A 25,381-nucleotide genomic window follows, 5' to 3' on the forward strand; every position below is an offset into this window, starting at 1 on the left:
GCGTTACCCCAGCAGCAACAGCGCCAGCACCAGCACGGCGCCGATCCCCATGGAGGCGGCATACCAGCGCAACTTGCCGGTCACGGTCCAGGCCAGCAGCTGGTTGCCACGCAGGGCAAACCAGGCGGGCAGGCCCATCATCCAGTCCAGCGGATCCTGCCCGACCAGACGGGTCGCCAGCAGATAGGGTTTGACCCACAGCTGGTCATAGAGCCAGTCAAAGCCCCAGGCGTTGAACCAGAGGGTGCTGAGCAGACGACCCGGCGCACTGTTGGCAATGGATGTGGCCAGCCGGCGCTCACCAAGGAACAGAAACGCGGCCAGCGCGATGCCTGCAATGGCGATGATGCCGGAGGCAACCTCCAGGGCATGGCGACCCTCTTCGATATGGTCCCCCGGGCCTGCGGGTAGTACACCTGCCAGTGGCGGGGTGATCAGCGCGCCTATGCCGGTAGAGAGCACCAGCAGCACCAGCAGCGGCAGATGGTGAGCCAGACCGTGGCCCGCATGGGCTTTGGTCTGCTCTTTGCCATGGAAGGCGATAAATATCAGCCGGAAGGTATAGAGCGAGGTGAGGAATGCCCCTACCAGACCAGCCCACAGCAGCGCGCTTTGGCCAGAGGCTTCTACTTGCCACAGGATAGCGTCCTTACTGTAGAAACCGGAAGTGACCAGCGGCAACGCCGCCAGCGCCGAGCCCCCCACCAGGAAGCAGGCGTAGACCAGCGGCAAACTCTTGCGCAGGCCACCCATCTTGAAGATGTTCTGCTCATGGTGCAGGCAACGATCACGGCACCGGCGGAGAGGAACAGCAGCGCCTTGAAGAAGGCGTGGGTCATCAGGTGGAAGATGGCCCCTTCCCATGCGCCGACACCCAGTGCCAGAAACATGTAGCCAATTTGGCTCATGGTGGAGTAGGCGAGGATCCGCTTGATATCGGTCTGAACCAGCGCGGCAAAGCCTGCCAGCACCAGGGTGATGGCGCCAACCAGCCCGACCAGATGGAGGATCTCTGGCGCCAGCAGGAACAGGCCGTGGGTACGGGCAATCAGGTAGACACCGGCGGTCACCATGGTGGCGGCGTGGATCAGTGCGGAGACAGGGGTCGGGCCTGCCATCGCATCCGCCAGCCAGGTTTGCAGCGGCAGCTGGGCTGATTTGCCGACCGCGCCGCCCAGGAGCATCAGGCAGGCCAGCGACAGGGCAGGGGAGCCCTCGGCAAACAGGGTCGGGGCACGAACCAGCAGCTCGTGGATATTGAGGGTGCCCAGTTCCCGATAGAGGATAAACAGACCGATGGCGAGGAAGACATCACCCACCCGGGTCACGACAAATGCCTTGAGGGCCGCCGCTCCGTTCTTGCGATCCTTGTAGTAGAAGCCGATCAGCAGATAGCTGCACAGCCCTACCCCTTCCCAGCCGAGGTAGACAAACAGCAGGTCATCGGCCAGCACCAGAAACAGCATGCTGGCGATAAAGAGGTTGGTGTAGGTAAAGAAGCGGGAGTAACCCTCTTCCCCGCGCATATACCAGGAGGCGAACAGGTGGATAAAGAAACCCACCCCGGTCACCACCCCCAGCATGGTCAGAGACAGGCCATCCAGTGCCAGCGAGAAGCTCGGGGTAAAGTTGCCCACCGCCATCCATTGCCACAGGCGCTGGATATAGACGCCCCCCTCGGGCGGGTTGCCCAGAAAGTCGATGCCGACCCACAGGGTAGTGAGGGCCGACAGGCCAATGGAGCCCACCCCGATCAGCGCCGAGGTACGCTCGCCAAACCGGCCGAGGGAGAAGGCCAGCACCAGCCATCCCAGCAGCGGAAATAGAAAAGTCAGATATAAGAGGCTCATCCGCGCATCTCGCTCACAGTGTCCACGTTCAGGGTGTGGTAACGACGATAGAGCAGCAGTAACAGGGCAAGGCCGATACTGGCCTCCGCTGCCGCCAGAGAAATCACCAGGATATACATGATCTGGCCATCGGCCTGGGCCCAGCGGCTACCCGCCACCACAAACGCCAGTGCCGAGGCATTCATCATGATTTCGATACTCATCAGGATGTAGAGCAGGTTGCGGCGGATCAGCAGACCGCACAAGCCGATGCAGAAGAGCACCGCGGCCAGCAAAAGCCCGTGCTCCATGGGGATTCCATTCATTGCTGACCTCCTTCTTGTGCAGAGCGGGAAGTAGAGCGCGGGACGGAGAGCACTTCACCGCTCTTCTCTTCCCGACCCAGGTGATAGGCGGTTACCAGACCCGCCAGCAGCAGGATGGAGGCAAGCTCCACCGCCAGCACATAGGGGCCAAAGAGCTCGACACCCACCTGCTTGGCGGTCACCTCGGTCACCCCGATCAGGCCCCCGGTCACTCCGAGAATGCCGTGGGCCAGAAAGCCCAGCAGGATCAGCGAGAGCAGGGCAGGGCCCCCCCAGGTCATGGGGGTGAGCCACTTTTTCTCCTGTGCCTGCGCTGAACCCAGGTTCAGCATCATCACCACGAACACGAACAGCACCATGATGGCGCCGGCGTAGACGATCACCTGCAGGGCACCGGCAAAGGCGGCACCCAGGCAGAAGAAGATCATGGCCACGGCGATGAGGGAGATGATGAGATTGAGCAGCGCATGCATGGGATTGCTGGTGCTGATCACCCGCAGCGTGCTGTAAATGGCCACCAGGGCCGAGGCATAAAATGCCAGTTCCATGATTGACTCCTCAGGGCAGCAGGCTCTTGACATCGATGGGCTTGGCTTCGTTTTCGGCATCCCCTTTCGGCTTGCCGTCGATGGCCATCCCGCTCATGCGGTAGAAGTTGTAGTCCGGGTATTTGCCGGGCCCGCTGATCAGCAGATCCTCCTTCTCGTACACCAGATCCTGGCGGCGATACTCACCCATCTCGAAATCCGGTGTCAGCTGTATGGCGGTGGTGGGGCAGGCCTCTTCACACAGGCCGCAGAAGATGCAGCGAGAGAAGTTGATGCGAAAGAACTCCGGATACCAGCGACCATCTTCCCGCTCGGATTTTTGCAGCGAGATGCAGCCGACCGGGCAGGCGACCGCGCAGAGGTTACAGGCCACGCAACGCTCGTCCCCATCGGGGTCGCGGGTCAGCACGATGCGACCGCGGTAGCGGGGGGCCGCATAGACAGCCTGCTCCGGATAGTTGAGGGTTTCACGGGGCCGCCAGGCATGGGAGAAGACCATGGCCAGACTGCGTAACTGGGTGCCGACACCCTGAATGATGCTAACAATTTTCATATTGAGTGCCTCACTGCGTACTTATCAGTACAACTGCCGCGGTGACCAGCATATTGATCAGGGTCAGCGGCAAGCAGACTTTCCAGCCAAACGACATCACCTGGTCAAAGCGCGGGCGAGGCAGGGAGGCCCGCAGCAGGATGAAGAACACCATGAAACAGGCGGTCTTCAGGGCAAACCAGATGAAGGGTGGCAGCCAGGGGCCGTGCCAGCCACCGAAGAAGAGGGTCACGATGAGCGAGGAGATCAGCACGATGCCGATATATTCGCCCACGAAGAAGAGACCCCACTTCATCCCCGCATACTCGATGTGATAGCCGTCGGCGAGCTCCTGCTCGGCTTCCGGCTGGTCAAACGGGTGACGGTGGGTGACGGCGACACCGGCAAACAGGAAGGTGACAAAGCCCAGGATCTGGGGCACCACGTTCCACAAGTCTGCCTGTGCCTCGACGATATCCCGCAGGTTGAAACTGCCGGTCTGGATCACAATCCCCATCAGGGATAGCCCGAGAAACACCTCGTAGGAGAGGGTCTGGGCCGAGGCGCGCAAGCTGCCGAGCAATGAGTATTTGTTGTTGCTCGACCAGCCGGCGAACAGCACCGCATAGACCGCCAGCCCCGCGATGGCCAGGATGTAGAGCAGCCCCACATTGAGATCCGCCACGCCCCAGGTGGGGGTGATGGGCACCACCGCAAACGCCAGAATAAAGGCAGTGAAGGCGATGATGGGGGCCAGGATAAAGATCCGGCGATCGGCGAACGGCGGGATCCAGTCCTCCTTGAAGAACATCTTGATCATGTCGGCGGCCAGCTGGAGCAGACCAAACGGCCCCACCCGGTTGGGGCCGTAGCGATCCTGCCACAGGGCCAGCAGACGGCGCTCGATGAAGCTCATGAAGGCGCCAGCCCCCACGATCCCCACCAGCACGATCAGTGCCTTGCCCACCTCCAGCAACAGATCGATCAGCGACTCGCTCATGCGATCACCTCCTGCAGGTTAGTGATTGAGGCTTGTTGCAGGGCCGTCGGCAGGCCGTTTACCCCAAGGGGGAGCCCCACCAGACCGGCGCTCAGCTGCTCGCTCAGGCGCAGGCGCAGTTGCCAGTGGCTACCGCCCCAGGAGAAGGAGACCTGACTGCCCCCGTGGAGGGCCAGACGCTGCGCATCAAGGGGATTGAGCACCAGCTCGGGTTCGTTCATCCGGGCCTGAATGACCGGGCTGCGAGCGGAGAGCTCCTCGCCGCCAAACAGCTGGGCGTAATTGACCACTTGCAGCGCCTCTGCGGCCTTGAAGGGGGTGGGGATGGTAGTAAACCAGCCAAGGGTATCTTCGCTTGCTTCCAGCAGATGGCGACCCGGATCGCCAGCACGCAGTTTGCCACCCACTTCATCCTGGAACTTGTTCCAGGCGGAGGGAGAGTTCCAGCCCGGCGCCCAGGCGAACGGTACTTGCGGCAGCGGCTGACGGGCACCGGCATACCCTTCCATGGAGAAGTTGAAGGGGGAGTCGGGATCTTGCGCTACCCGCGGCTCGCTGACGTTCTGATCCGCCAGCATGGAGGTGCGACCACTGTAGCGGTGTGGCTCACGGGCCAGTCGCATGCCACGGATCCGCAAGCCTGCGTTGGGCGCAGCTTCCAGCATGGTAGCCAGCAGCGGATTGCTGGTGGCACAGTCATGGTTGACCTGGTCGAAGTTCTGCCAGCGCAGCGGCTTGCGTTCGATCGCCCCTTGCAGCGCCGCCAGCCAGCGCCACCCTTCACGCACCTGAATATCGGCGTTGTAAAAGGCGGGTGCATAGACCTGGAAGAAGCGCTGGGCGCGCCCTTCCATGTTCACCAGGGTGCCATCGGCTTCGGCAAAACTGGCCGCTGGCAGCACCAGATCAGCCTTGTTGGCGGTCGGGGTCGCCTGATGGTCGATGACCAGCAGGTGCTGCAGCCGTGCCAGTGCAGCATCCACCCGGTTGCGCGGCGCGCGGCGGTAAAGATCGTTCTCCAGGGTGACCAGCGCCAACCCCTCTTCGGCCTCGATACGCGCAAGGGCGGCTTCGAGTGGCTTGTCTGACAAGGTTTGAGCGCCCAGCATGGCCAGCCCCAGCGAGTTGGCCTCCTGGCCAACCAGCGCGATGTTGGCTTCCAGACCTCGGCCTTTCAGGGCGCGGGCAATGTTGCTGGCCGCCTCAAGCAGCGCCACATCGCGGGCACTGGAGCCTGCAATGATGAGCGGCTTCCTGGCGTTGCCGAGCAGCTCGGCCCAGCGAGTCGCTTGTGCCTGCAGCTCGGGGCAGAGGTCGCTCACGGCCGGTGCGGCCGGGTCGAGCAGGTTGGCGATGGCAAAGCCAAGGCGCGCCTGATCGACATAGGGGGCGTGCAGCTTGTCGGCCGCCACATCGTCCAGACGGGTGGTGTCGAGGCTGGTGATGAGCAGCGGGTAGCGCTCGTTCTGACCCAGGGTCTGAACGGCGGCGACTTGCCACAGATCCACCTTCATCTTGCGGGCCAGCTCGCGAGCCTTGCCCTTGACGGCTTGGCGCAGCGCCAACGCGATACGGGCGGCGCTCATGGTGACATCTTCGCCGAGCAGCAGAATGGCATCGGCCTCTTCCATGTCCCGCAGGCTCGGGGTCGGCACGCCGCCCTGTTGCAGGATCTGCAGCATCTTCAGCTGACAGGCCCATTCGGCCTGCTCGACGCCTGCGTAGAAGTTGGCTTCACCCACCAGCGCGCGCAGGGCAAAGTTGCTCTCCAGCGAGGCGCGGGGCGAGCCGATGCCGATGAGGCCGCGGGCACTGCGCAGGGCATCTGCGGCGCGGTTGAGGGCGCCATCGACTGTGATGGTCAGCTGGTTGTTGCCATCTTTGAGCAGCGGTTGGCGCGGGCGGTCGGTCAGATTGACGTAGCCATAGCCAAAGCGGCCACGGTCACAGAGGAAGTAGTGGTTGACGCTGCCGTGGAAGCGGTTTTCGATACGGCGCAGCTCGCCATAACGCTCACCCGGACTGATGTTGCAGCCCACGGAACATTGCTGGCAGATGCTGGGGGCAAACTGCATGTCCCACTTGCGGTTGTAGCGCTCGGAGTGGGTCTTGTCGGTGAAGACGCCGGTGGGGCAGACCTCCACCAGGTTGCCGGAAAATTCGCTCTCCAGGGTGCCATCCTCGACCCGCCCGAAATAGACGTTGTCGTGGGCACCGTAGACCCCGAGATCCTCGCCACCGGCATAATCCTTGTAGTAACGGACGCAGCGGTAGCAGGCGATGCAGCGGTTCATCTCGTGACCGATGAAGGGGCCCAGCTCCTGATTCTGGTGGGTGCGCTTGGTAAAGCGGTAGCGACGGCTGTTGTGGCCGGTCATTACCGTCATGTCCTGCAGGTGGCAGGCGCCGCCCTCTTCACACACCGGGCAGTCGTGGGGGTGGTTGGTCATCAGCCACTCCACCACGCTCTTGCGAAATTCTTTAGCCTCTTCATCCTCGATGGCGATGTAGCTGCCATCGGTGGCCGGGGTCATGCAGGACATGACCAGACGGCCGCGCTTGTCATCGGCATTCTGATACTGTTTCACCGCACACTGGCGGCAGGCGCCAACGCTACCCAGCGCCGGATGCCAGCAGAAATAGGGGACGTCCAGACCCAGCGACAGACAGGCTTGCAGCAGGTTATCTGCTCCGTCTACCTCGTACTCTTTGCCGTCTACATAAATGGTTGCCATACAACTTCCCTGAAACCTGTTTTGTGAAATCTGTGGTGTCGTTACCAGCGCTCGCCCAGCAGATTGGGCTGGATCCCTTTGACCGGCTTGCGGTTATCACCGCTGCCTTTGATCCCGGCCTCGAATTCGGAGCGGAAATATTTGATGGCGCTGGCCAGCGGCTCGACGGCGCCCGGTGCGTGGGCGCAGAAGGTCTTGCCCGGGCCGAGAAAACCGCAGAGTTGCTCCAGAGTCGCCAGATCGCCGGATTGTCCTTCGCCACGCTCCAGTGCCCGCAGCAGCTTGACGCTCCAGGGCAGGCCATCGCGACAGGGCGTGCACCAGCCACACGACTCGCGGGCGAAGAACTCCTCCATGTTGCGCAGCAGGGAGACCATGCTGATGGAGTCATCCACCGCCATGGCGAGGCCAGTCCCCATCCGGGTACCTACCTTGCCGATACCGGCGGTATACATCTGGGCATCGAGGTGCTCCGGCAGCAGGAAGCCGGTGCCCGCGCCGCCCGGTTGCCACGCTTTCAGGCGATAGCCGCTCTTCATCCCGCCGGCGTAATTTTCAAACAGCTCGCGGGCGGTGATGCCAAAGGGCAGCTCCCAGACCCCGGGGTTGTTCACCTTGCCGGAGAAGCCCATCAGCTTGGTGCCGTGATCTTCCGAGCCCGGCAGCGCCAGCCCGTGATACCAGGCTACTCCGTTGCCGATAATGGCGGGGACGTTGCAGAGGGTTTCGACGTTGTTGACGCAGGTGGGTTTGCCCCAGACGCCGGAGACGGCGGGGAAGGGGGGTTTGGCGCGCGGGTTGGCGCGGCGCCCTTCCAGCGAATTGATCAACGCCGTCTCTTCACCACAGATGTAGCGGCCGGCGCCGGTGTGGACGAACAGCTCGAAATCAAAACCGGAGCCCAGAATGTTCTTGCCCAGCAGACCGGCTGCCTTGGCCTCTTCCACCGCGCGGCGCAGGTGGATGGCGGCATCAACGTATTCGCCGCGCAGAAAGATATAGCCGCGATAGGCCTTGAGCGCCCGAGCACTGATGATCATCCCCTCGATCAGCAGATGGGGCAGTTGCTCCATCAGCAGGCGATCTTTCCAGGTGTTGGGCTCCATCTCGTCGGCGTTGCAGAGCAGGTAACGGATGTTCATGCTCTCGTCTTTGGGCATCAGCCCCCACTTCACACCCGTGGGGAAGCCCGCACCGCCGCGCCCCTTGAGACCGGCATCCTTGACGGTGCTGACAATCTCGTCCGGGCTCATCTGGCCGAGCGCCTTGCGCACCGCTTCATAGCCCTGTTTGGCCTGATACTCCTCCAGCCATACCGGTTGGCCGTCATCCCGCAGCCGCCAGGTGAGCGGGTGGGTCTCGGCGGTGCGGGCCGTGCGGTTGGCGGTGCTAAGAGAGGCGAGGATTTTGTTCTGCGGCAGGCTCATGGGTAAGCCTCCAGTGTTTTCAGCAAGGTCACCGGATCGAGGCCGCCATAGGTGTCGTCATCGATCATGATGGCTGGCCCCTTGTCGCAGTTGCCAAGGCAGCAGACCGGCAGCAGGGTGAAGCGGCCATCCGGGGTGGTTTGACCGGGGCCGAGGTTCATCACCTCCTTTAGACCGGCCATCAGATCTTCATGGCCATTGATGTAGCAGACCATGCTGTCGCAGACGCGGATAATGTGACGCCCTACCGGCTGGCGGAAGATCTGGCTATAGAAGGTGGCGACCCCCTCCACGTCGCTGGCGGGAATGCCGAGCTCGGCCGCGATGGCGTGAATGGCGCCGTCGGGTACCCAGCCTCTGGCCTGCTGCACGATCTTGAGCGCTTCGATGCTGGCGGCGCGGGGATCTTCGTAGTGGTGTTTCTCGTGTTCGATGGCATCGCGTTCAGCCTGGCTCAGAACGAAGTCGTCCTGTTTGCTGCTGCATGCCCCTTGCCCCTGTGGGGTCTGATTATTGTGACACTGACATTGCTGGCTCATGACTTGACCTTTGGTGGCTTGTCCTTTTACTGCTCGTCCGGCGATCCCGATTCCCGGCCATGGCCGGGAGGGCGGATCACTTAACGGTCCACATCCGACATAACAAAATCGATACTGCCCAGATAGACGATGAGGTCCGACACCATGCTGCCCTTGATCACCGAGGGGATCTGCTGCAGGTGAGCAAAGCTCGGGGTGCGGATCCGGGTCCGGTAGCTCATGGTGGAGCCGTCACTGGTCAGGTAGTAACTGTTGACCCCCTTGGTCGCCTCAATCATCTGGAACGACTCGGCAGCGGGCATCACCGGGCCCCAAGACACTTGCAGGAAGTGGTTGATCAGGGTCTCGATGTGCTGCAGGGTGCGCTCTTTGGGCGGCGGGGTGGTGAGGGGGTGATCCGCCTTGAAGGGGCCCTCCGGCATGTTCTTCATGCACTGCTCGATGATCGACATGCTCTGGCGGATCTCCTCGATCCGCACGGTGGCTCTGTCGTAGGCATCGCCATTGCTGCCGACCGGCACTTCAAAGTCGAACTGATCGTAACCGGAGTAGGGGCGCCACTTGCGTATGTCGAAGTTGAGGCCGGTGGCGCGCAAGCCGGCCCCCGTGGTGCCCCAGGACAACGCCTGCTCGGTGGTGTAGGCAGAGACGCCTATGGTGCGACCGCGCAGAATGCTGTTGCGCATCGCCGCTTTTTCGTAATCCATCAAGCGCTTGGGCAGCCAGCTCAGCAGGTTGTCCTGCACCAGCCGTTGCCATCCCTTCGGCAAGTCGTGGGCCACACCGCCGATGCGGAACCAGGCCGGGTGCATGCGGGCACCGGTGATCGCTTCGATGATGGTGTAGATCTTCTGCCGGTCGGTGAAGGTGAAGAAGACCGGGGTCATGGCCCCCACGTCCTGGATATAGGTCCCGAGGAACAAGAGGTGGCTCTGGATGCGGAACAGCTCCGCCATCATCACCCGGATCATGTCGACCCGCTGGGGCACCTTGATGCCGGCCAGCTTCTCGACCGCCAGCACATAAGGGAGGTTGTTCATCACCCCGCCCAGATACTCGACCCGGTCGGTATAGGGGATGTAGCTGTGCCAGGATTGGCGCTCGCCCATCTTCTCGGCACCGCGATGGTGGTAGCCGATGTCGGGCACACAGTTACGGATCTCCTCGCCATCGAGCTGCAACACCAACCGGAAGGCGCCGTGAGCAGAGGGGTGGTTGGGGCCGAGGTTGAGGAACATGTAGTCCTCATTCTCGTTGCCGCGGGCCAGGCCCCACTCTTCCGGTTTGAACAGCAGGTTCTCCTGCTCCATGTCCTGTTTGGCGGCATCGAGCATGAAGGGATCGAATTCGGTGGCGCGCGCCGGGTAATCCTTGCGCAGCGGGTGACCCTGCCAGCTCTTGGGCATCATGATGCGGGTCAGATGGGGGTGGCCATCGAAGGTGATGCCCATCAGATCCCACACTTCACGCTCGTACCAGTTGGCATTGGGGAAGTGGTTGGTGATGGTGGGCAGATGCAGGTCACTTTCGGCCAGCGCCACTTTCAACATCACATCGGCGTTACGGTCGATGGAGATGAGGTGATAGAAGACGGTGAAATCGCTCTGGGGCAGACCGTCGCGATGGCTGCGCAGCCGCTCATCGGTGGCGCTGAGATCAAACAGCATCACAAACGGGGAGGGCACCTTGCGCAAAAAGCCCATCACATCCTGAAGCAGTTCGCGGGGAAGCCAGACCACCGGCACGCCGGTGCGCGTGGTCTGCACGGTGAAGTGCTCGGCCCCGAAGTGGGCAAACAGTTCGCCAATGACTTTGGCATCCTTGTGGTCGCTGGGCTGCCACTGGGCCATGGCGTAATTGCTGGGAAAATCACGAGTCAGTTTCATGGTCAGATCTCATCCGGCGTGCGCAGGTTGGTCACATTGATCCGTTCGCCGCGCTTGCGCTCTTTTTCGGCCTGCATCTGGGGACGGTAGATCCCCTGATCGCCCACCACCCAGGAGAGGGGGCGGCGTTCTTTGCCGATGGAGTCCTGCAGCAGCATCAGGGCTTGTAAAAAGGCTTCGGGACGGGGCGGGCAACCCGGAATGTAGACGTCGACCGGCAGGAACTTGTCCACCCCCTGCACCACGGAATAGATGTCATACATGCCGCCGGAGTTGGCGCAGGCCCCCATGGAGATCACCCACTTGGGTTCGAGCAGCTGTTCATACAGGCGCTGGATGACTGGCGCCATCTTGATGAAGGGGGTCCCTGCAATCACCATGAAGTCGGCCTGACGGGGCGAGGCTCGGATAACTTCGGCGCCGAAGCGGGCCACATCGTGGGGGGAGGTGAAGGCGGTACACATCTCCACGTAGCAGCAGGAGATGCCGAAGTTGTAAGGCCAGAGGGAGTTTTTGCGGCCCCAGTTGACTGTGTCTTGCAGCACCTCCTCGAGGCGGCCCATCATGATGCCGCGCGTCGCTTCTTGCGCCAGTGGGTCATCGACGGTCTGGCGCTGCTCCTGGGGGTAGCGCTCAACGGGTGCATCCGGGTCAATCCGGGTCAGGGTGTACTTCATGGTGCAACCTCAAGGAAAGGGTCTGTGGTTCAATCACTGTTTTTGTTGTTCAGCTGCGGTTTGCGCGGCGACCAGTCCAGAGCGCCGATGCGCCAGAGGTAGATCAGGCCGATAAGCAGCAGTCCGATGAAAATGGTGGCTTCAATAAAGCCGACCCAGCCGCTCTCCCGCACGGAGACAGACCAGGCAAACAGGTAGAGTGCCTCGACGTCGAAGATGACGAAGAACATGGCGACCAGATAGAACTTGGCGGAAAAACGCAGGCGGGCACTGCCGACCGAGTCGACACCAGATTCAAATGGCTTGTTCTTGGTGCGGCCGTAGGCACGACCTCCCAGCAGGGCGGCGAGGCCTATCATCACCAGACAGATGGTGATGGCACCGATGACATAAATGGCAAAAGCCCAATGTTGAGCAGAAATATCAGCAAACATAGAGGTTTTTCCTAACCAAATTAATCAAGTGACTTAACAATAATGTTACGCATTATGACACTTTCGCACTGATTTACATGTCATTTTTACGGGTTAATTATTAATCGGTTAACCAGTAATTAAATTTTGTTAAGAAGCGCACTTTTTTGTTGGTTATGGCGGGCGAGAAAGGCCTGGAAAGCGCAGAGAGCTGTTCCTCGTCATCACCTGAAAGGGGTAAATGCCGCGGGCGAAGCCGGATCAGGTCGATATCGCGTGCAGGGGGCACAGGCGGGAGAAGAGCGTGATGGCGGGTGAGGTAGGGGGGCGGCAAGAGCAATAAAAAGAGAGGCTTTCAAGCCTCTCCTGTCATCGCGTTCCGGTTTCGAGCGTGGGGCGGTCAGGGTTTATTGGCGACCAGCAAGACCTGATCCGGGTAGGCGCCAATGGCGCGAAGACCGATATCTCCCGAGGTGATATCCAGATACGCCCGCTGACCATTGGCGGAGGTTACCGTGCTGCTCATCAGATAGACATAACCCTCATTGACCTCTTTACCGCCCCCCGCCATGGCGCGCGGGAAAATAGCTTCATTGAGAGAGGGCTTGTAGCAGGCGTGCTCGACCAGGGTCGCCAGCTCCTTGATGTCGGGCAGGCGCCACTGGCTGATACCGCCGAAGTGATAGAGAGCATGGCTGCTGTCACTGCGGATCCGCTCCGCCACTTGCAGCCCCTGCTGCCAGTAGTAAACGGTCGGTTCACCCAGGCAACTGCTGCCACTCCATGTCTGCCCCAGTTTGCAGCGCATCCAGGTGAGGCCGGTGTGTTGATCCGTGACGGTGCCGTTGCCATGGTCAAGAAAACGGGCAGAGGGGGCGGTGCGATCCATGGTGTCATCACAAATGGCAGCACCGTGGGCCAGGGGGGCCAGCAGTGCCAGCATGGCGAACGAAAAGCGATAAAGGCTCATGATATTCCTCGGATTATTGGGGAGTGGCGACCAGTCGTACCTGCATCAGCTCGATATAGGTATCTTGCTGCACCAGCGCGGGATAGGTGGTGCCCGCATCTTCTCCCAGGAGCAGGACTGTGCGTTTGCTGATGGGGCCACCGGAGAAGCGCTGGGCGGTGTTGCTGGTGGCGCTCCAGTAGTAGCCATGGTAGGTGTCATCTTCCGAGGAGGCGATATCCGGGAAGTAACGGGTATCCACGATGATGCGCTGACCCAGCGGGTCCTTGGCCAGGCTACCGTAGTGCATCAGTGACATCAGCTCACCCATGGTGGGCAGCCGCCACTGGCTGATGCCGCAGCGCTGCTCGCCATTGAGCCACTGCTGATACGCGCGGGTGGTCAGTATGGTGGTCAGCGCCTGTGCCCGGGCGAGGGCCGCCAGATCTCCTTCGGCGGTGAGCTGTTCGATCCTCTTATGAATATGCTGGTAGGCCGCTTGCTGCTCGCCTGCGGTCGCCTTGAACTGCTCATCCTCATAGGCAAAGGGTCTGCTTTTCCAGTCAGGACTCAAGGGATCATCCGATTTGACCTCCCACACCAGACCGGTATTGAGATCCTTGACGCACTGCCAGCTCGGCGCGTTGTCGGGGAGCACCTGACCGCGATCATCGAGTTTGCGATAGGCAAGCTGGGGACGAGTGCGATTCCAGCTGGCATCTTGTCCCGGATAATCATCGGGCTCCTGTTCCAGCAGCGGATCGTTGCCATCGCTGAAGGTGGTGACGCCGGTGACGGTCAGCAGGTTGCGTGGCTGCTGTTGCACCAGCAGGGTCAGCAGTTCGCTTTGGATATTTTCGGCAAACTGGCCGTTGCGCTGCCACTCCTGAGCCAATTGCGCCAGCATCAGGCTGATGGCGCGATAGCTGGTGGTGAGCAACTGGGTCTCCTTGGCGGTGGCAAGGCGTGTGCGGGCCTGTTGCTGCAAGCTGATCGCCACCTGTTGTAGCGCTTGATCAAACTGGCCGAGACCTGCGAGGGCCGCGCGATCGCCGCCCGGTTGCAGCGGCGCGAGATCGGCCAACATCTGCGTCAGTGCGCGATCGGCGGCCACCCCTTCGGCAATGCGGCTCTGCCACAGGGTGCTGAGCAGGGTCGGTTGTAGCCGTTGTGGATCCCCTTTGGCAGCCGGATGTGCCAGCAGAAGGCCTCCGCTCCTCGGTACGAACAGCAGGGGCGAGTTGACGATGTTGGCCGAACGGCTGACCAGGGCCACAACTCCTTCGCCGCTGACGGCAGGGTCGGCAGGATCACATTGCCAGTTCTGATCCAGATCGGCGCACAGGGTTCCGGCAGTCGGCAGGGCGACATCGACCCGGTAGTCCGGGATCGCCAGTGGTGCGTTATCTTCCCCGCCGCCACAGGCGCTGAGCAGGGCTGAGAGGGTTGCAATAACCAGTACGGATTGTTTCACTTCACATTCCTTGATTCGGTCACAGGTTCACGGGGGCGGTAACCCCCGTGGTACAGGATTCAACGGCGCGGGGTGCTCCGGCGCCAGAGGCGGGGCCAGAGGGCCAGCAACAGCAGCAGGGGGGAAGCCGTGCCGCCACCCCCTTCATCCTGCTCAAGGGGAATGATGCCGGTGTTGGGCAGGGCTTCATCCTTGTCGCAGCGGGCGCCGACTTGCTGGGCTACCCGCCAGTTGCGCAACTGACCGGTGTCACCGGCGCTGGTGTCGTTGATTTCCAACAGCCAGCGGCCAGCGAGCGGTTCGCCGTGCAGCTTATCGAGTGATTCGAACGGTACCAGTTCACGGGGGAACTCCCCTTTGAGCCGGGTATGGCTGGCGTAACCCTTGTTCCACAGGCTGATCCGGGTGCCGTAAGGGGAGGTGAGCCAGATCTCCAGCTGCTCCAGTTTGCTGTGCTCCAGATCGAGGGCAACCACGAATCCGCTGTCGATGCGGGCCTTGCTCTCGGGCAGGGTGAGAGTGAAGCGGGACAGGCCGTGCCGCTCATCGCTCAGTGCATCCTTGATCTGGCCACCCTGGCCGATGGCCCGCTGCCAGAGCGGTTCACCGATCGGCAGTTGCAGGTCAAGACGGGTCTGGCGCTCGGTGGGGCTGGGCAGGGTGAGCTGGAACTGCAGCGGCAAGGTGACTGCCTCGCCACAGGTCAGGTTGCTCGCTGCTTCCAGCGGTAGGGTCCAGCGGGCGGTGCCATCGGCGTTGAGCTCTCCCTGCCAGTGACCGTCACCCATGAGCCCCTTGGTCGGGATCAGGCTGGCGTCAGCCACGGTCAGGGGGCGGCCGCTCTGGTTGGTCAATTCGATGGCGAGGCTCTTTTTCTCCGCGGGCAGCAGGTAGCTGTCATCGGCAAGGCGGGCCGCGATGGGGGTGGGCAGCAGGGCGTGATGGCGGAAGGCCTGCTCCAGCAGCTTGCCATAGCTGCGATCCGGATAGAGGCGGTTGGCGGTATCCACGGTGACCCGCGCCAGCTGGGGCATCCGCACCTGCGGGCCGAGGCCGAAGTGGGATTCAATCAGCAGGGTATCGAACTCGTCACGGGCTACCTCGCCATATTGTTCAACGGCCTGGCGCAGCGCGGTGAAGAGCGGGGTGCCCCACAGCTGGTCGCCGTTGCTGCCGTTGATGGTGAGGTGAGCCGGATAGAGGAAGCCCGGATGATAGCGCGCCCGCAGATCATCGAGCTGACGGGGCGTTCGGCCGCTGATCCTGGCATCCCAGTTGAAGACCATGAAAGGCTCGAACTGGCGAGCCTCTGGACTACGCTGGCGCCAGCTGGCGGCCAGATAGTCGCTAAAGCCCTCGCCGATGGCGCCCCAGTCACCCTCTTCTCCCATGTCGGGCAGGATATGGTGCTGCACCGCATGGCCAAACTCGTGCCAGATCACCATGGGATCTTCCGCATCGGGTACCCCTATCCGGCCAATTTCCAACCGGCGCAGGAAGGGGTCATAGAGAGAGTTGTCCTGCTCCCCGGCATCGGTATCGATGGCCAGGGGGCCGCCCATCAGCGTCGGGTAGCCAAGGGATTCCACATGGCGCTGGGCCAGATCCAGATGGTAGTAGCCATTGACATCGAGGAAGGCGGGCTGCTGGTGATCCAGCTGGAAGCCATCGGCATCAGGGCTGCTAAAGGGGGCAGTTTCCGGCGCCGTGCCATCCACGACCCGGGCGCGAGGGCCGCTTAGCTGGTAGGTGTCATCCACCTTTTGTACCGTGAGCGGCACGGTGCGATAGGCCCGGTTGTCCAGCACCAGATCGTGGCGCCACAACAGGTTGCCATCTTGCAGTTGGGTGCGTGGGTCGAGGGCAAAGATGCGGGCCTGCACCGTAGCCGCTTCCCCTGCCAGCGGGATCGCTTCGGCACGGGTGTTGGCCTCTTGCAGCGTGCGCCCCAGCAGGGCGCTGCCATCGCAGGTGACAAACAGTTGCCAGTAGCTGCTCTTGCTGTTGCCCGGCTGGCTTTCCACCGCCAGCAGACGCCAGGCCGCAGTCAGTGTGTCGCCATCCTGCCAGTACCAAGGCTGGGCTTCGTCACTGCCAGCGACTTGCCACACCGTACCATCCAGCGTGGCGGTATAGGCATCCACCCCGGCGCGGCTTGCTTCATCACATGGCGTCGCCTGTGCCTGCATCAGCCGGGTATTGTGATAAAGGCGCCACGGGCGACCCTGCTCATCGAGACTGACGGCGGCCATCAGGCCGGCGATCGGTGCGCCATTGAGCTGCTGACGATAATGCAGATAGTGGCCCAGCTTGCCTTGGCGCTGATAGGCCGGGGCATCACTCAGGGTGACGCCGAGCTGCTGTTCGAGCCAGAGGCGGGGATCGGCCGGGGCGTCCTGTTCGACAAAACGCAGTTCGGCGGCCTGAGTGGAAAAGCCAGCCAGCCCCAGCAAGAGGGCGGGCAACAGGGGTTTCATAGTGGTACTCCCAATCAGCGGCAGGGTCATTGATTGATCCCCGCCAGATGCAACAAGAAGGCAAATTCACGAGCCCGATCGCCACCACCGGCGCGGTGGCCTCCCTCCAGTTCGGTCAGCAGCAGGTAGGGGCCGGAGCCCGTGCTGTGCTCCCGCAGGCGGGCCAGCCACTTGACCGGCTCCCAGTAGGGGACCTGGCTATCGTGCAGGGCGGTAGTGACCAGCAGGGGCGGGTAGGGGGCGCGGTGCAGGTTGTCGTAGGGGCTGATGCGACGCATCGCCTGATACTCTGCGGGCTTGGCCGGATTGCCCCACTCCTGGTACTCCTGACGGGTCAAGGGGAGGGCAGGATCGCTCATGGTGCCGAGCATATCGACGAAGGGAACCTGCAACACGGCGCCGCTAAAGAGTGTCGGTTGCTGGTTGAGGGCCGCAGCAACCAGCGTGCCCCCCGCGCTGCCCCCCATGGCAAACAGGGGCAGGGGAGCAGAGTCGGGCGACCAGTGGCGCAGGGCGTTGCCGGCTGCGATAAAGTCGCTGATGCCGTTCTGCTTGTTGATGCCCCGCCCGTCGCGGGTCCACTGCTCCCCCAGCATGCCGCCGCCGCGCACATGGGCGATGGCGTAGACAAAGCCCCGATCCAGCAGGCTCAACAGCTCTTTCTGGTAGTAGGGGCGCATCGGCGTGCCATAGGCGCCATAGCCGTAGAGCAGTACGGCGCGAGGTGCCAGATCCTTGCGCCACACCAGCGAGACAGGCACCCGGGTGCCATCGGCAGAGGTGATCCAGCGCCGCTCGCTCTGATAGGGCAATGCTTTATTGCCTGCGGTGTGCTGGTCGTTGATCCAGTGGCCGCTGTTCAAATCCAGCCAGCGCTGGCCGGGGGGCTGGCTCAAGCCCTGACTGCGCACCAGAATGCGGTCGCTGGCCGGGTCATGTTCTCCTTGCAGCCAGCCGGTTCCGGCGCCACTGGCCAGCGGCAGGCGCTGGCGTTCATGGCCGTTGCGATCGAGCAGGGCGAGCCAATCCTCCCCCTGCTGGCGAAACTGCACCACCAGATGGCGATCAAACAGTCGCCACTTCTCGGGATCGCCGAGATCTTCCCCTTTGGCGGGCCACAGGCGCTGCCACTCATCGAGCGGCGTGCTGGCTGAATAGAGGGCAAACGCCCCCTCCCGGTTGCTCTTGATCACCCAGCCGGATTGACTGTCCAGATAGTATTCCACCCCGCGCTGGCGGGGTTTTATCTGCTGCGGCTTGCCCGAGTCGAGCAGGTATTGCTCCGAGCTGTCGTGGTTGTTGCCCTGCAACACCAGATGCTGGCCATCCGTGGTGCGATAGAGGCCGAGCAGCCAGGCGGGATCCTGCTCCTCATAGAGAGTCTGCTCCTGGCCATCCTGCCAGCCGCGCAGCTGCCAGGGGCGCAGGGTGTAGCGCTCGTTGGCGATGGTGTAGAGGGTGCGACCATCTTGTGACCAGGCGAGATCAGCGCTGCGCTGCGCCAAACTGGCCAGCACCTTGCCGCTCTGGAGATCGAGCTGGGTGACCTGATAGTCGAGATCGCCGCGCCTGTCTTCGGCGATGGCCAGTGTGAGGTTATCCGGGCTCAGTGCCCAGCCGCCCGCTTCGTAATAGCCCTCACCCGCTCTGGCGGGAAGCCGCTGCAGCACCTTGCCCCCGTGGCGTTGCCAGAGTGAGCCATCCGGGCGCAGCTGCCATGCCTGATCGCCGCGGACAAGCCAGTTGTCTGGCACAGATTCCCCCGCCGGATGGCGGGCAAATTCGGCGCGCAAGGTTGCTTCCAGCGGCTGCTGCGCGGCGAACTGCTGCTCGCTCCAGCGATTTTGCTGCTTGAGCAGGGCGAGAATGGCCGGGTTGCTACGGCTCTCGTCCCGCAACCAGAAGTAGGGATCCTGGCGTACGGGATTGCCTGAAATCAGGTGCGATTGGGACGGGATCGGCGGTGGCAGAGTCTCTTGCGCCCAAGCCAACGGGGCGGCCAACAGGGCCGCCATGATTGCATGATGTTTCATCACATCCCCACGAAACGGTAGCTGAGGCTGGCTGACAGGTAGCGGCCGCTCTGGCTGTAGAGGGAGGTATCGCTGCCAGCCGGAAGTCCGGCCACATCCTGATAGCGGACGTAGCGGGTATCGAGCAGGTTGCCGATGGTGGCATTGACCTTGAGCGCCTCGGTGATCTGCCAGTCGCCGGTGAGATCCAGGCTGAACCAGCCTGCGCTGCTCTGGCAGGCACCGTTGTAGCCAGTCTGCGCATTGGCGCACTGTGGCACCTTGGTCATGGCGGCGGCATAGTTGCCACTGAGCTCAACCCCCCAGTCGAGCTGTTGCCAGCGCAGGGTGGTGTTGCCTTCCAGCGGTGTCTGCGTGCGCAGCGGCTCACCGCGGTGATCCTTGCCATCCATCCAGGCCAGATTGGTCGAAAGCTCCCACTCGTCGCTCAGCCAGAGGCTGGCGGCCAGCTCGGCGCCCCAGGTTTCTGCTTTGGCAACGTTGCGATATTGGCGCAGGAAGACACCGTCATCGAGGCGAAAACCGGTCTGGCGCCAGTCGATGAAGTTGTAGTAGCGGTTGTAGAAAACGGCCGGTTTGACGCTCCAGTTGTCGCTTTGGCCATTCAATCCCCACTCCAGGCTGTGGCTGGTCTCCTCCTTGAGGTTGGGGTTGGCAATGATCTCGAACGGCGGCATGGCAAAGTAGTGAGGAATGTTGCCGTAAACCTGATCGTAAGCGGGGGCGCGGAAGCCGTTGGCATAGCTGAGCCAGCTGCGCCATGTTTCGTTGAAGCGGTAACTGGCCGCCACACTGGGGGAGATGTGGTCGCTGTGGTTCTCGGCCAGATTGCTGTCCGGTGCGCGCAGGCGCTGGCGGTCAAAGCGCAGGGTCGGGGTAAACTGCCAGCTGCCCAGATCGATCACATCGCTCAGCCAGATGCCATCGCGGCGGGTTTCGGCCTTGCTGAAGGGGGCTTTCTGTCCCTGGGTGGTGATGCCATCTTCCAGGGTCAGATTGCTGACCGGCCGCTCGTGGTTGGCCTGCTCCAGCTCCACACCGTAGCTGAAGGTGTGATCCAGCGAGCCGGTGCTCAGCTTGCTCTGCAACTCCAGCTCGCTGCCAAGGCGCAGCTCCTCGAACGTGGAGAGGGTGCGCTGGCTGCGATATCTGGGATAGCCGCTCAGGGCATCGTTGCGCAGCAGCTGGCGCTGGTTGGCCTCGTTGCGAGACTGATTGCCAAACAGGCTCCAGTTGAGGGTATTGACCATGCCCAGATCGTTGGCTTCCCAACTGAACTTGCCGCCCTGGGTGCGCTGATCGCCATCTTCCTGAAAACCGACCACATCCCAGCTGCCATCGGGTTGGGGCACCGCCTTTGGGCCCATCTGGCGTTTGGCGTGATCCTCGTAGTAGTCCAGCTCCAGCCGCAGAGCGTGATGGGCATTGAGGGGGAGGCGGCTGCTGGTGGAGGCACTCATGCCATCCAGATCAGCCGGAATACGGTTCTCCTCAAAGTTGGCGGTTTCGTTGCCACGCCAGCCGGAGAGGCGCAACAGATGTTCGCTCTCCAGTGCCCGCACCGCGCCGGTCATGCTGAGCTTCTTCTTGTTGCTGTCGCCACCGTAGAGGGTTTTGGCCGCCAGATAGCTATCTTGCTGTTGCAGATAATCTTCCGGCTGCTTGGTATTCATCACCACGGTGCCGCCGATGGCATCGGAGCCATGCAGGGAGGAGCCGGCCCCCTTGGCCACCTCAATCTGCTTGATGTCATCAAGGTCGAAGTTGAAGCGACCTACCTTGTCATTGATGTTGTCGGCGCCAAAGCCGTCGCTGACGCGCACTCCATCCTTGATCAGCAGGATACGGTTGCCACCGATGCCGCGCACGCTGATGTTTTGCGGTCGCCCGGCAGAGCCGGTGACCGAGACTCCGGGGATCTTGCGAAACACATGAGTCAGCTCGCTGGCGACCTGACGGTCCAGCTCTTCCTGGGTGATGACGGTGATGGAGCCGGAAACATCGGAGAGTTTCTGTTGTACCCGTTGCCCGGTGACAATGATGGTGTCGTCGCTGCGCGCCTTCTCCACAGGGGGAAGATCGGCCGCGCCAGCGGAGGCACACAGGAGTGCCGGCCATGCCTGAAGCAGTTTGTTCATAATGATAATTGTTTTTATTTAAGCCTGAGGGGCGGCATTATTGCAGAGGCCTGACCACTTGACAATAAATGGCAATCATTATCATTAAGATCTTATGGTGTTGATATTATTGATTTATTTGTTTTTAGAAAGAGGCTCCCGCGCGAAGCGGGAGCGGGGGGATCAGGGCTTGAGCAGTTGCAGTGACTCTTCTGCTGCCTTGCCTTGAGAGAGGGTGATATCGACCCGGCGATTCGCCTGGCGATGTTCGGGGGTGTCATTAGCAAAGCGGGGTTGAGTGTCGGCAACCCCCTGAGCGATGACTCGTCTGGCATCCAGCTGGGGGTTGGTCAGCATGGTCTGCACGATGGAAGAGGCCCGCAGCACCGAGAGCTCCCAGTTGTTGCGATAAAGCTCCACCGGCGCCTGGGAGTTGTCGGTATGACCGGTGACCACTACCTGCCCCGGGATATTGGCCAGAATGCCGGCGATCTTGTTGACCAGCGGGATGAACTGGGGCTGCAGGAACGCCGAATCGGAGGGGAATAGCGCCTTCTCGCCGATGCGGATCACCAGTTGACTGCCGAGTTGCTCGACCTCGAGATCCTTCGATTCAATCTGGGCCTTGAGCTGTTGCTCAAGCTTCTGCTTGGTCACCTGCACCCACTCCTGCTCCTTGGTCTTATGGGGCCAGGATTCGGTGGCGCTCGGCTTTTCCGAGGCACCTATGGTCTCGTTGAAGGGGTCCGATGCCGCCATGGGGGCATCTTTCTCCAGCACAGTCTCCTCTTTCGGGCTGCTCGGCGTAGTTTTTGATTCTGGCTCGAGAATCCCTGTGCCCCCCTGCATCAAAGGTGAGCCGGCAGGTGGGGAGATGAGGCCGATTTTACCCAGCGACTCGATAAAGCCCTGGATAAGCACCCGGGTTTCGGACTGCTTGGCCATGGCAAAGGAGTAGAGCACCACAAACAGGGCGAACAGCAGGGTCATGAAGTCGGCATAGGAGACCAGCCAGCGTTCGTGGTTCTCCGGTGCTTCAGCCTTTTTCTTTTTGGCCACCGTGACCTCCCAGATAAGGTTCGAGGGTAACTTGCAGGCGCGCTTGGGATTCGCCATCCACGATGCAGAGAATGCCGGTCAGGGTCATCTCCTTGTAGTGGCGGATCTGGTGGGCGAACCCTTTGTAGCGGTTGCCGAACGGCAAGAAGATCAGGTTGGCGGCGGATACCCCGTAGATGGTAGCGATAAAGGCCACCGCGATGGCGCCGCCCAGCTTGTCGGGGGCATCTAGCAGACCCATGGCGTGGATCAGGCCAAATACCGCCCCGACGATCCCCATGGTCGGGCAGTAGCCGCCCATGGCTTCATAGAATTTGACCGTCTGTTCGAGATCTTCCTGTTCAAATTCGATCTCGTTCTCCAGCACCTCGTGTATCTTGGTTTTCTCGTAACCATCGACCATCATCTGCACCCCTTTCTTCAGGAAGGGATCCTTGATCTCGTCGATCATCCCTTCCAGCGCCAGCATGCCGCTGCGGCGGGCGTTGCCTGCCAGGGTCTCCAGTAACTGGGCCTGTTCATGCATGTCGAGCTTGAGGGGGGAGAGCAGCCATTTGAAACGCTTCATGGTGCTGCCGACGACGGAGAAGGGGAACTGGGTCAGCGCAGCACCTATGGTACCGCCGATCACGATAAGAAATGCGGGCAGATCGAGCAGTGCGCTGGGATGACCACCCTCGATCATGTTGCCGCCAAGGATGGCGATCAACGCCAGTACCAAGCCAATCAAGCTCATTTTTTACACATCCCTGCATGTTGATAATCGCTAGTGTAGCTACTTAAGTATCAGTTTTTCAAAATGATATCCAATCGCTGAGCAATTAATGGGCGCTGGGTAACGTCCATAAAAGAAGGCGTGTTGCGGCCATAAGATGGCATTGCAATCATCTTGTTGCTCCTGTTGTGACAGGAAGGAACGCTTGTCGGGTGGGGCAATCACAAAAGCAAGGTAGGGGGAGGGAGCTGGCAATACGAAAAGCAGTGATGTTCCATCAGTGCTTTGCAAACCGGGGGATGAGTGCGTGGATGATCTGCCACTGCGTGGTTCTGGCTCACTTGTCGGCACAGGTGTTTTCCGGAAAGCAAAAAACCGACCCTGAGGTCGGTTTTTTTAGATTTGGCGGTGAGGGAGGGATTCGAACCCTCGATACGTTGCCGTATACACACTTTCCAGGCGTGCTCCTTCAGCCACTCGGACACCTCACCAAATTTTCGTTCGCTGCGCTGTTGCGCTGGAACGGGGCGTAATTTAGGGGAAAGGACTGTGTGGGTCAACCTCTTTTCCCCTTATTTTTCATAATCTTTTCCGAATGCCTAACCCTTGCGCAGAATGCCGGTTTTTTAAACCGGATCAGGGCTTGTCGAGGATGATCAGGCTGTCCGGCAGCTCGTTTTGAGCCCGGGTGGCCGGGAAGGCATCGGTCAGAATGGCGCTAACGCGCTCTACGCACTCCAGAAAACCCTGTTCGATCTCCTTGTTGCGCACTCGCGCCACGAAGTCGTCGATGATCTCCTGCCACTGGCCGTTGTCGATATGCTGGGCGATGCCATCATCCACCAGTATTTCTACATAGTGTTCGGCGGCCGAGACGAAGATCAGCACCCCGAGCCGGTCGCGGGTGCGGTGCAGCCCCTGCTCGACAAATTGCAGGCGGGCCATCAGGGCCGCCCGGTGCTGGCGAACCTTCTTCGGGATGAGCCGCATCTTGATGGGGGTCCAGTGGAACAGCAGGCTCAGCAGCAGCCAGACCGACCACTGCACCAGCAGGATTTCGTACCAACCGAGCCAGAAGCCGAGCTGGAACACCAGCAGCGGGGTGAGCATCGCCAGCAGCGCCGCCCAGAGGGTGGGAATGTAGCGATAGCCATCGCTGGCCGGGGCCAGCACGGTGACCAGTTCAGCATCAGTCTCTAGCTCCGCTTCGCGCACCTTGGCCTGAAGCGTGTGGAAGAACTGTTTAGAAATCATGATTTGTCTCTTTACTCCTGTTACCAGCCACCGGAGGCTCCGCCACCGCCAAAACTGCCGCCGCCACCGCTGAATCCGCCGCCGGAGCGACCACCAAAGGAGCCGGCACCCAATCCACCGGCCATGTAGGCCGACCGACGTCGTCCTCCCGGACCACCGCCGCCACCCCCGCGCAGGTTGTGGAGCACGATCATCGCAATCACCACCAGAATAAACAGCCAGGGGCCGCCACCGTTGTCACTCTTTGGCTGCTCGACCGGCTGATACTCTCCGGCGAGTGCCTTCATGATGCTCTGGCTGCCCGCCATGATCCCGGCCACCATATCGCCGCGCTTGAAGGCGGGCAGGATGCGGCCATGGATGATGTTGGCTGCGATGGCGTCGGGCAGGGCGCCTTCCAATCCATAGCCTACCTCGATGCGAACCTTGCGCTCATCCTGGGCGATCAGCAACAGCACGCCATTGTTTTTGCCTTTCTGGCCGATCCCCCAGTGGCGACCGAGCTGGTAGCCGTACTCCTCGATGGTCTCCCCATCGAGGCTGTCGACGGAGACCACCACCAGCTGGATGCCGCTGCGCTTTTCAAAGGCGGCCAGCTGTTGGGTCAGTTGATGGGCCTGTTTGCGGGACATCAGACTGGCTTCATCCACCACCCGTCCGCTCAGCGTCGGGAAGTCCGGTGCCGCTTGCAGGGCACTGGCCCAGAGCAGCAGACAGGGAAGAAACCAGCGCAGCATCATCTTCATTGGAAGCTGACCTTGGGCGCCTCATCGGCACCGGGTTTGGCACTGAAACTGGGTTTGGCCTCCAGATCCGAGTAGAGCAGCTTGGACCAGATGACGCCGGGGAAAGTGCGGATCTCGGTATTGAACTGGCGCACCGCCTCGATATAGTCGCGGCGAGCCACTGAGATGCGATTCTCGGTTCCTTCCAGTTGGGCCTGCAGGGCAAGGAACTGCTGATCCGCTTTCAGCTCGGGGTAGCGTTCGACCACCACCATCAGGCGAGAGAGGGCGCTGGAGAGCTGGTTCTGCGCCGCTTCAAACTCCTTGAGCTTGGCAGGAGCGCTCACCTGCACGCTGCCGACCCGGGCACGGGCATCGGTGACCGCCTTTAGGGTCTCCTGCTCATGGTTGGCGTAGCCCTTGACGGTTGCCACCAGATTGGGAATGAGGTCGGCACGGCGCTGATACTGGTTCTCCACCTGCCCCCAGCTTGCTTTAACCTGCTCATCCAGGGTCGGAATGTTGTTCATGCCGCAGCCGGTCAGGCCGAGCAGCAGGGTCAGGGTCAACAGGCTCTGCGTGGTTCTGCGCCAGAGTGATGTGGCCATCTTGTTGTTCTCCTTTGATATTTCAAGTCGATAGTGCGCCATGGATGGTGTACGACCA

The 25,381-nt window shown here is 61.5% G+C and carries 20 protein-coding genes, 1 tRNA gene and 1 pseudogene; all 22 read right to left on the reverse strand.

Annotated features, from left to right (window positions below; genetic code table 11):
• Window positions 1-3: 3 nt before the first annotated feature.
• The 22 genes and pseudogenes from nuoL to ACTG27_RS04005 all read right to left on the reverse strand — a co-directional run bounded on the left by nuoL (window position 4) and on the right by ACTG27_RS04005 (window position 25,323).
• Window positions 4-1,850: pseudogene (gene nuoL / locus ACTG27_RS03900) on the reverse strand (NADH-quinone oxidoreductase subunit L).
• Entirely contained in the window at window positions 1,847-2,155 is a 309-nt protein-coding gene (nuoK, locus tag ACTG27_RS03905) for an NADH-quinone oxidoreductase subunit NuoK (RefSeq protein ID WP_005337247.1), read from the reverse strand. Before nuoK ends, nuoL begins: the two are co-directional and overlap by 4 nt.
• Window positions 2,152-2,703 carry an NADH-quinone oxidoreductase subunit J gene (gene nuoJ, locus ACTG27_RS03910; protein ID WP_069527995.1) on the reverse strand — a complete coding sequence of 184 codons (552 nt, stop codon included), beginning with the start codon at window positions 2,701-2,703 and terminating at the stop codon, window positions 2,152-2,154. Before nuoJ ends, nuoK begins: the two co-directional genes overlap by 4 nt.
• 10 nt (window positions 2,704-2,713) lie before the next feature.
• On the reverse strand, window positions 2,714-3,256 hold the full coding sequence (nuoI, locus tag ACTG27_RS03915; RefSeq protein ID WP_005337245.1) for an NADH-quinone oxidoreductase subunit NuoI: 543 nt from the start codon (window positions 3,254-3,256) through the stop codon (window positions 2,714-2,716).
• A 10-nt stretch (window positions 3,257-3,266) separates the two neighbouring features.
• Window positions 3,267-4,235 (reverse strand): NADH-quinone oxidoreductase subunit NuoH, encoded by a 969-nt coding sequence (gene nuoH, locus ACTG27_RS03920; RefSeq protein ID WP_005337244.1) that lies wholly within the window; start codon window positions 4,233-4,235, stop codon window positions 3,267-3,269.
• Window positions 4,232-6,970, reverse strand: a complete 2,739-nt coding sequence (gene nuoG / locus ACTG27_RS03925; RefSeq protein WP_439979123.1) for an NADH-quinone oxidoreductase subunit NuoG — start codon at window positions 6,968-6,970, stop codon at window positions 4,232-4,234. The genes nuoH and nuoG overlap by 4 nt, the downstream gene beginning before the upstream one ends.
• Before the next feature lie 41 nt (window positions 6,971-7,011).
• Window positions 7,012-8,397, reverse strand: a complete 1,386-nt coding sequence (nuoF, locus tag ACTG27_RS03930; protein WP_439979124.1) for an NADH-quinone oxidoreductase subunit NuoF — start codon at window positions 8,395-8,397, stop codon at window positions 7,012-7,014.
• Complete coding sequence (gene nuoE, locus ACTG27_RS03935) at window positions 8,394-8,936, reverse strand: NADH-quinone oxidoreductase subunit NuoE (RefSeq protein ID WP_042658436.1); 543 nt, start codon at window positions 8,934-8,936, stop codon at window positions 8,394-8,396. The genes nuoF and nuoE overlap by 4 nt, the downstream gene beginning before the upstream one ends.
• Before the next feature lie 80 nt (window positions 8,937-9,016).
• Window positions 9,017-10,822 carry an NADH-quinone oxidoreductase subunit C/D gene (gene nuoC / locus ACTG27_RS03940; protein ID WP_005337234.1) on the reverse strand — a complete coding sequence of 602 codons (1,806 nt, stop codon included), beginning with the start codon at window positions 10,820-10,822 and terminating at the stop codon, window positions 9,017-9,019.
• A 2-nt stretch (window positions 10,823-10,824) separates the two neighbouring features.
• Window positions 10,825-11,499, reverse strand: a complete 675-nt coding sequence (locus ACTG27_RS03945) for a NuoB/complex I 20 kDa subunit family protein (RefSeq protein ID WP_005344917.1) — start codon at window positions 11,497-11,499, stop codon at window positions 10,825-10,827.
• 29 nt (window positions 11,500-11,528) lie between these two features.
• Window positions 11,529-11,933: an NADH-quinone oxidoreductase subunit A gene (locus ACTG27_RS03950; protein WP_005344919.1), complete on the reverse strand. Its 405-nt coding sequence runs from the start codon at window positions 11,931-11,933 to the stop codon at window positions 11,529-11,531.
• A 379-nt stretch (window positions 11,934-12,312) separates the two neighbouring features.
• A complete protein-coding gene (locus tag ACTG27_RS03955; protein ID WP_021231425.1) occupies window positions 12,313-12,882 on the reverse strand; it encodes a DUF1566 domain-containing protein in 570 nt (189 codons plus the stop codon).
• 13 nt (window positions 12,883-12,895) lie between these two features.
• Window positions 12,896-14,335, reverse strand: coding sequence for a DUF1566 domain-containing protein (locus tag ACTG27_RS03960; RefSeq protein WP_439979125.1), 1,440 nt, complete (start codon window positions 14,333-14,335; stop codon window positions 12,896-12,898).
• Window positions 14,336-14,394: 59 nt separating this feature from the next.
• On the reverse strand, window positions 14,395-16,842 hold the full coding sequence (locus tag ACTG27_RS03965) for a proprotein convertase P-domain-containing protein (RefSeq protein WP_439979126.1): 2,448 nt from the start codon (window positions 16,840-16,842) through the stop codon (window positions 14,395-14,397).
• Entirely contained in the window at window positions 16,839-18,845 is a 2,007-nt protein-coding gene (locus tag ACTG27_RS03970) for a prolyl oligopeptidase family serine peptidase (protein WP_439979127.1), read from the reverse strand. The genes ACTG27_RS03965 and ACTG27_RS03970 overlap by 4 nt, the downstream gene beginning before the upstream one ends.
• Entirely contained in the window at window positions 18,845-20,983 is a 2,139-nt protein-coding gene (locus ACTG27_RS03975; RefSeq protein ID WP_439979128.1) for a TonB-dependent hemoglobin/transferrin/lactoferrin family receptor, read from the reverse strand. Before ACTG27_RS03975 ends, ACTG27_RS03970 begins: the two co-directional genes overlap by 1 nt.
• 162 nt (window positions 20,984-21,145) lie before the next feature.
• Window positions 21,146-22,021, reverse strand: a complete 876-nt coding sequence (locus tag ACTG27_RS03980) for a flagellar motor protein MotB (RefSeq protein ID WP_139433578.1) — start codon at window positions 22,019-22,021, stop codon at window positions 21,146-21,148.
• A complete protein-coding gene (locus tag ACTG27_RS03985; RefSeq protein WP_042056089.1) occupies window positions 21,999-22,757 on the reverse strand; it encodes a flagellar motor protein in 759 nt (252 codons plus the stop codon). The genes ACTG27_RS03980 and ACTG27_RS03985 overlap by 23 nt, the downstream gene beginning before the upstream one ends.
• Window positions 22,758-23,139: 382 nt before the next feature.
• Window positions 23,140-23,227: transfer RNA gene (locus ACTG27_RS03990), tRNA-Ser, on the reverse strand.
• Window positions 23,228-23,372: 145 nt separating this feature from the next.
• A complete protein-coding gene (locus ACTG27_RS03995; RefSeq protein WP_043823719.1) occupies window positions 23,373-23,990 on the reverse strand; it encodes a TPM domain-containing protein in 618 nt (205 codons plus the stop codon).
• A gap of 20 nt (window positions 23,991-24,010) precedes the next feature.
• Window positions 24,011-24,736 carry a TPM domain-containing protein gene (locus ACTG27_RS04000; RefSeq protein ID WP_005346567.1) on the reverse strand — a complete coding sequence of 242 codons (726 nt, stop codon included), beginning with the start codon at window positions 24,734-24,736 and terminating at the stop codon, window positions 24,011-24,013.
• Window positions 24,733-25,323 (reverse strand): LemA family protein, encoded by a 591-nt coding sequence (locus tag ACTG27_RS04005; RefSeq protein ID WP_139430226.1) that lies wholly within the window; start codon window positions 25,321-25,323, stop codon window positions 24,733-24,735. The genes ACTG27_RS04000 and ACTG27_RS04005 overlap by 4 nt, the downstream gene beginning before the upstream one ends.
• Window positions 25,324-25,381: the final 58 nt, after the last annotated feature.

This window comes from Aeromonas sp. 97A, from assembly GCF_051919185.1.
Classification (GTDB): domain Bacteria; phylum Pseudomonadota; class Gammaproteobacteria; order Enterobacterales; family Aeromonadaceae; genus Aeromonas; species Aeromonas veronii.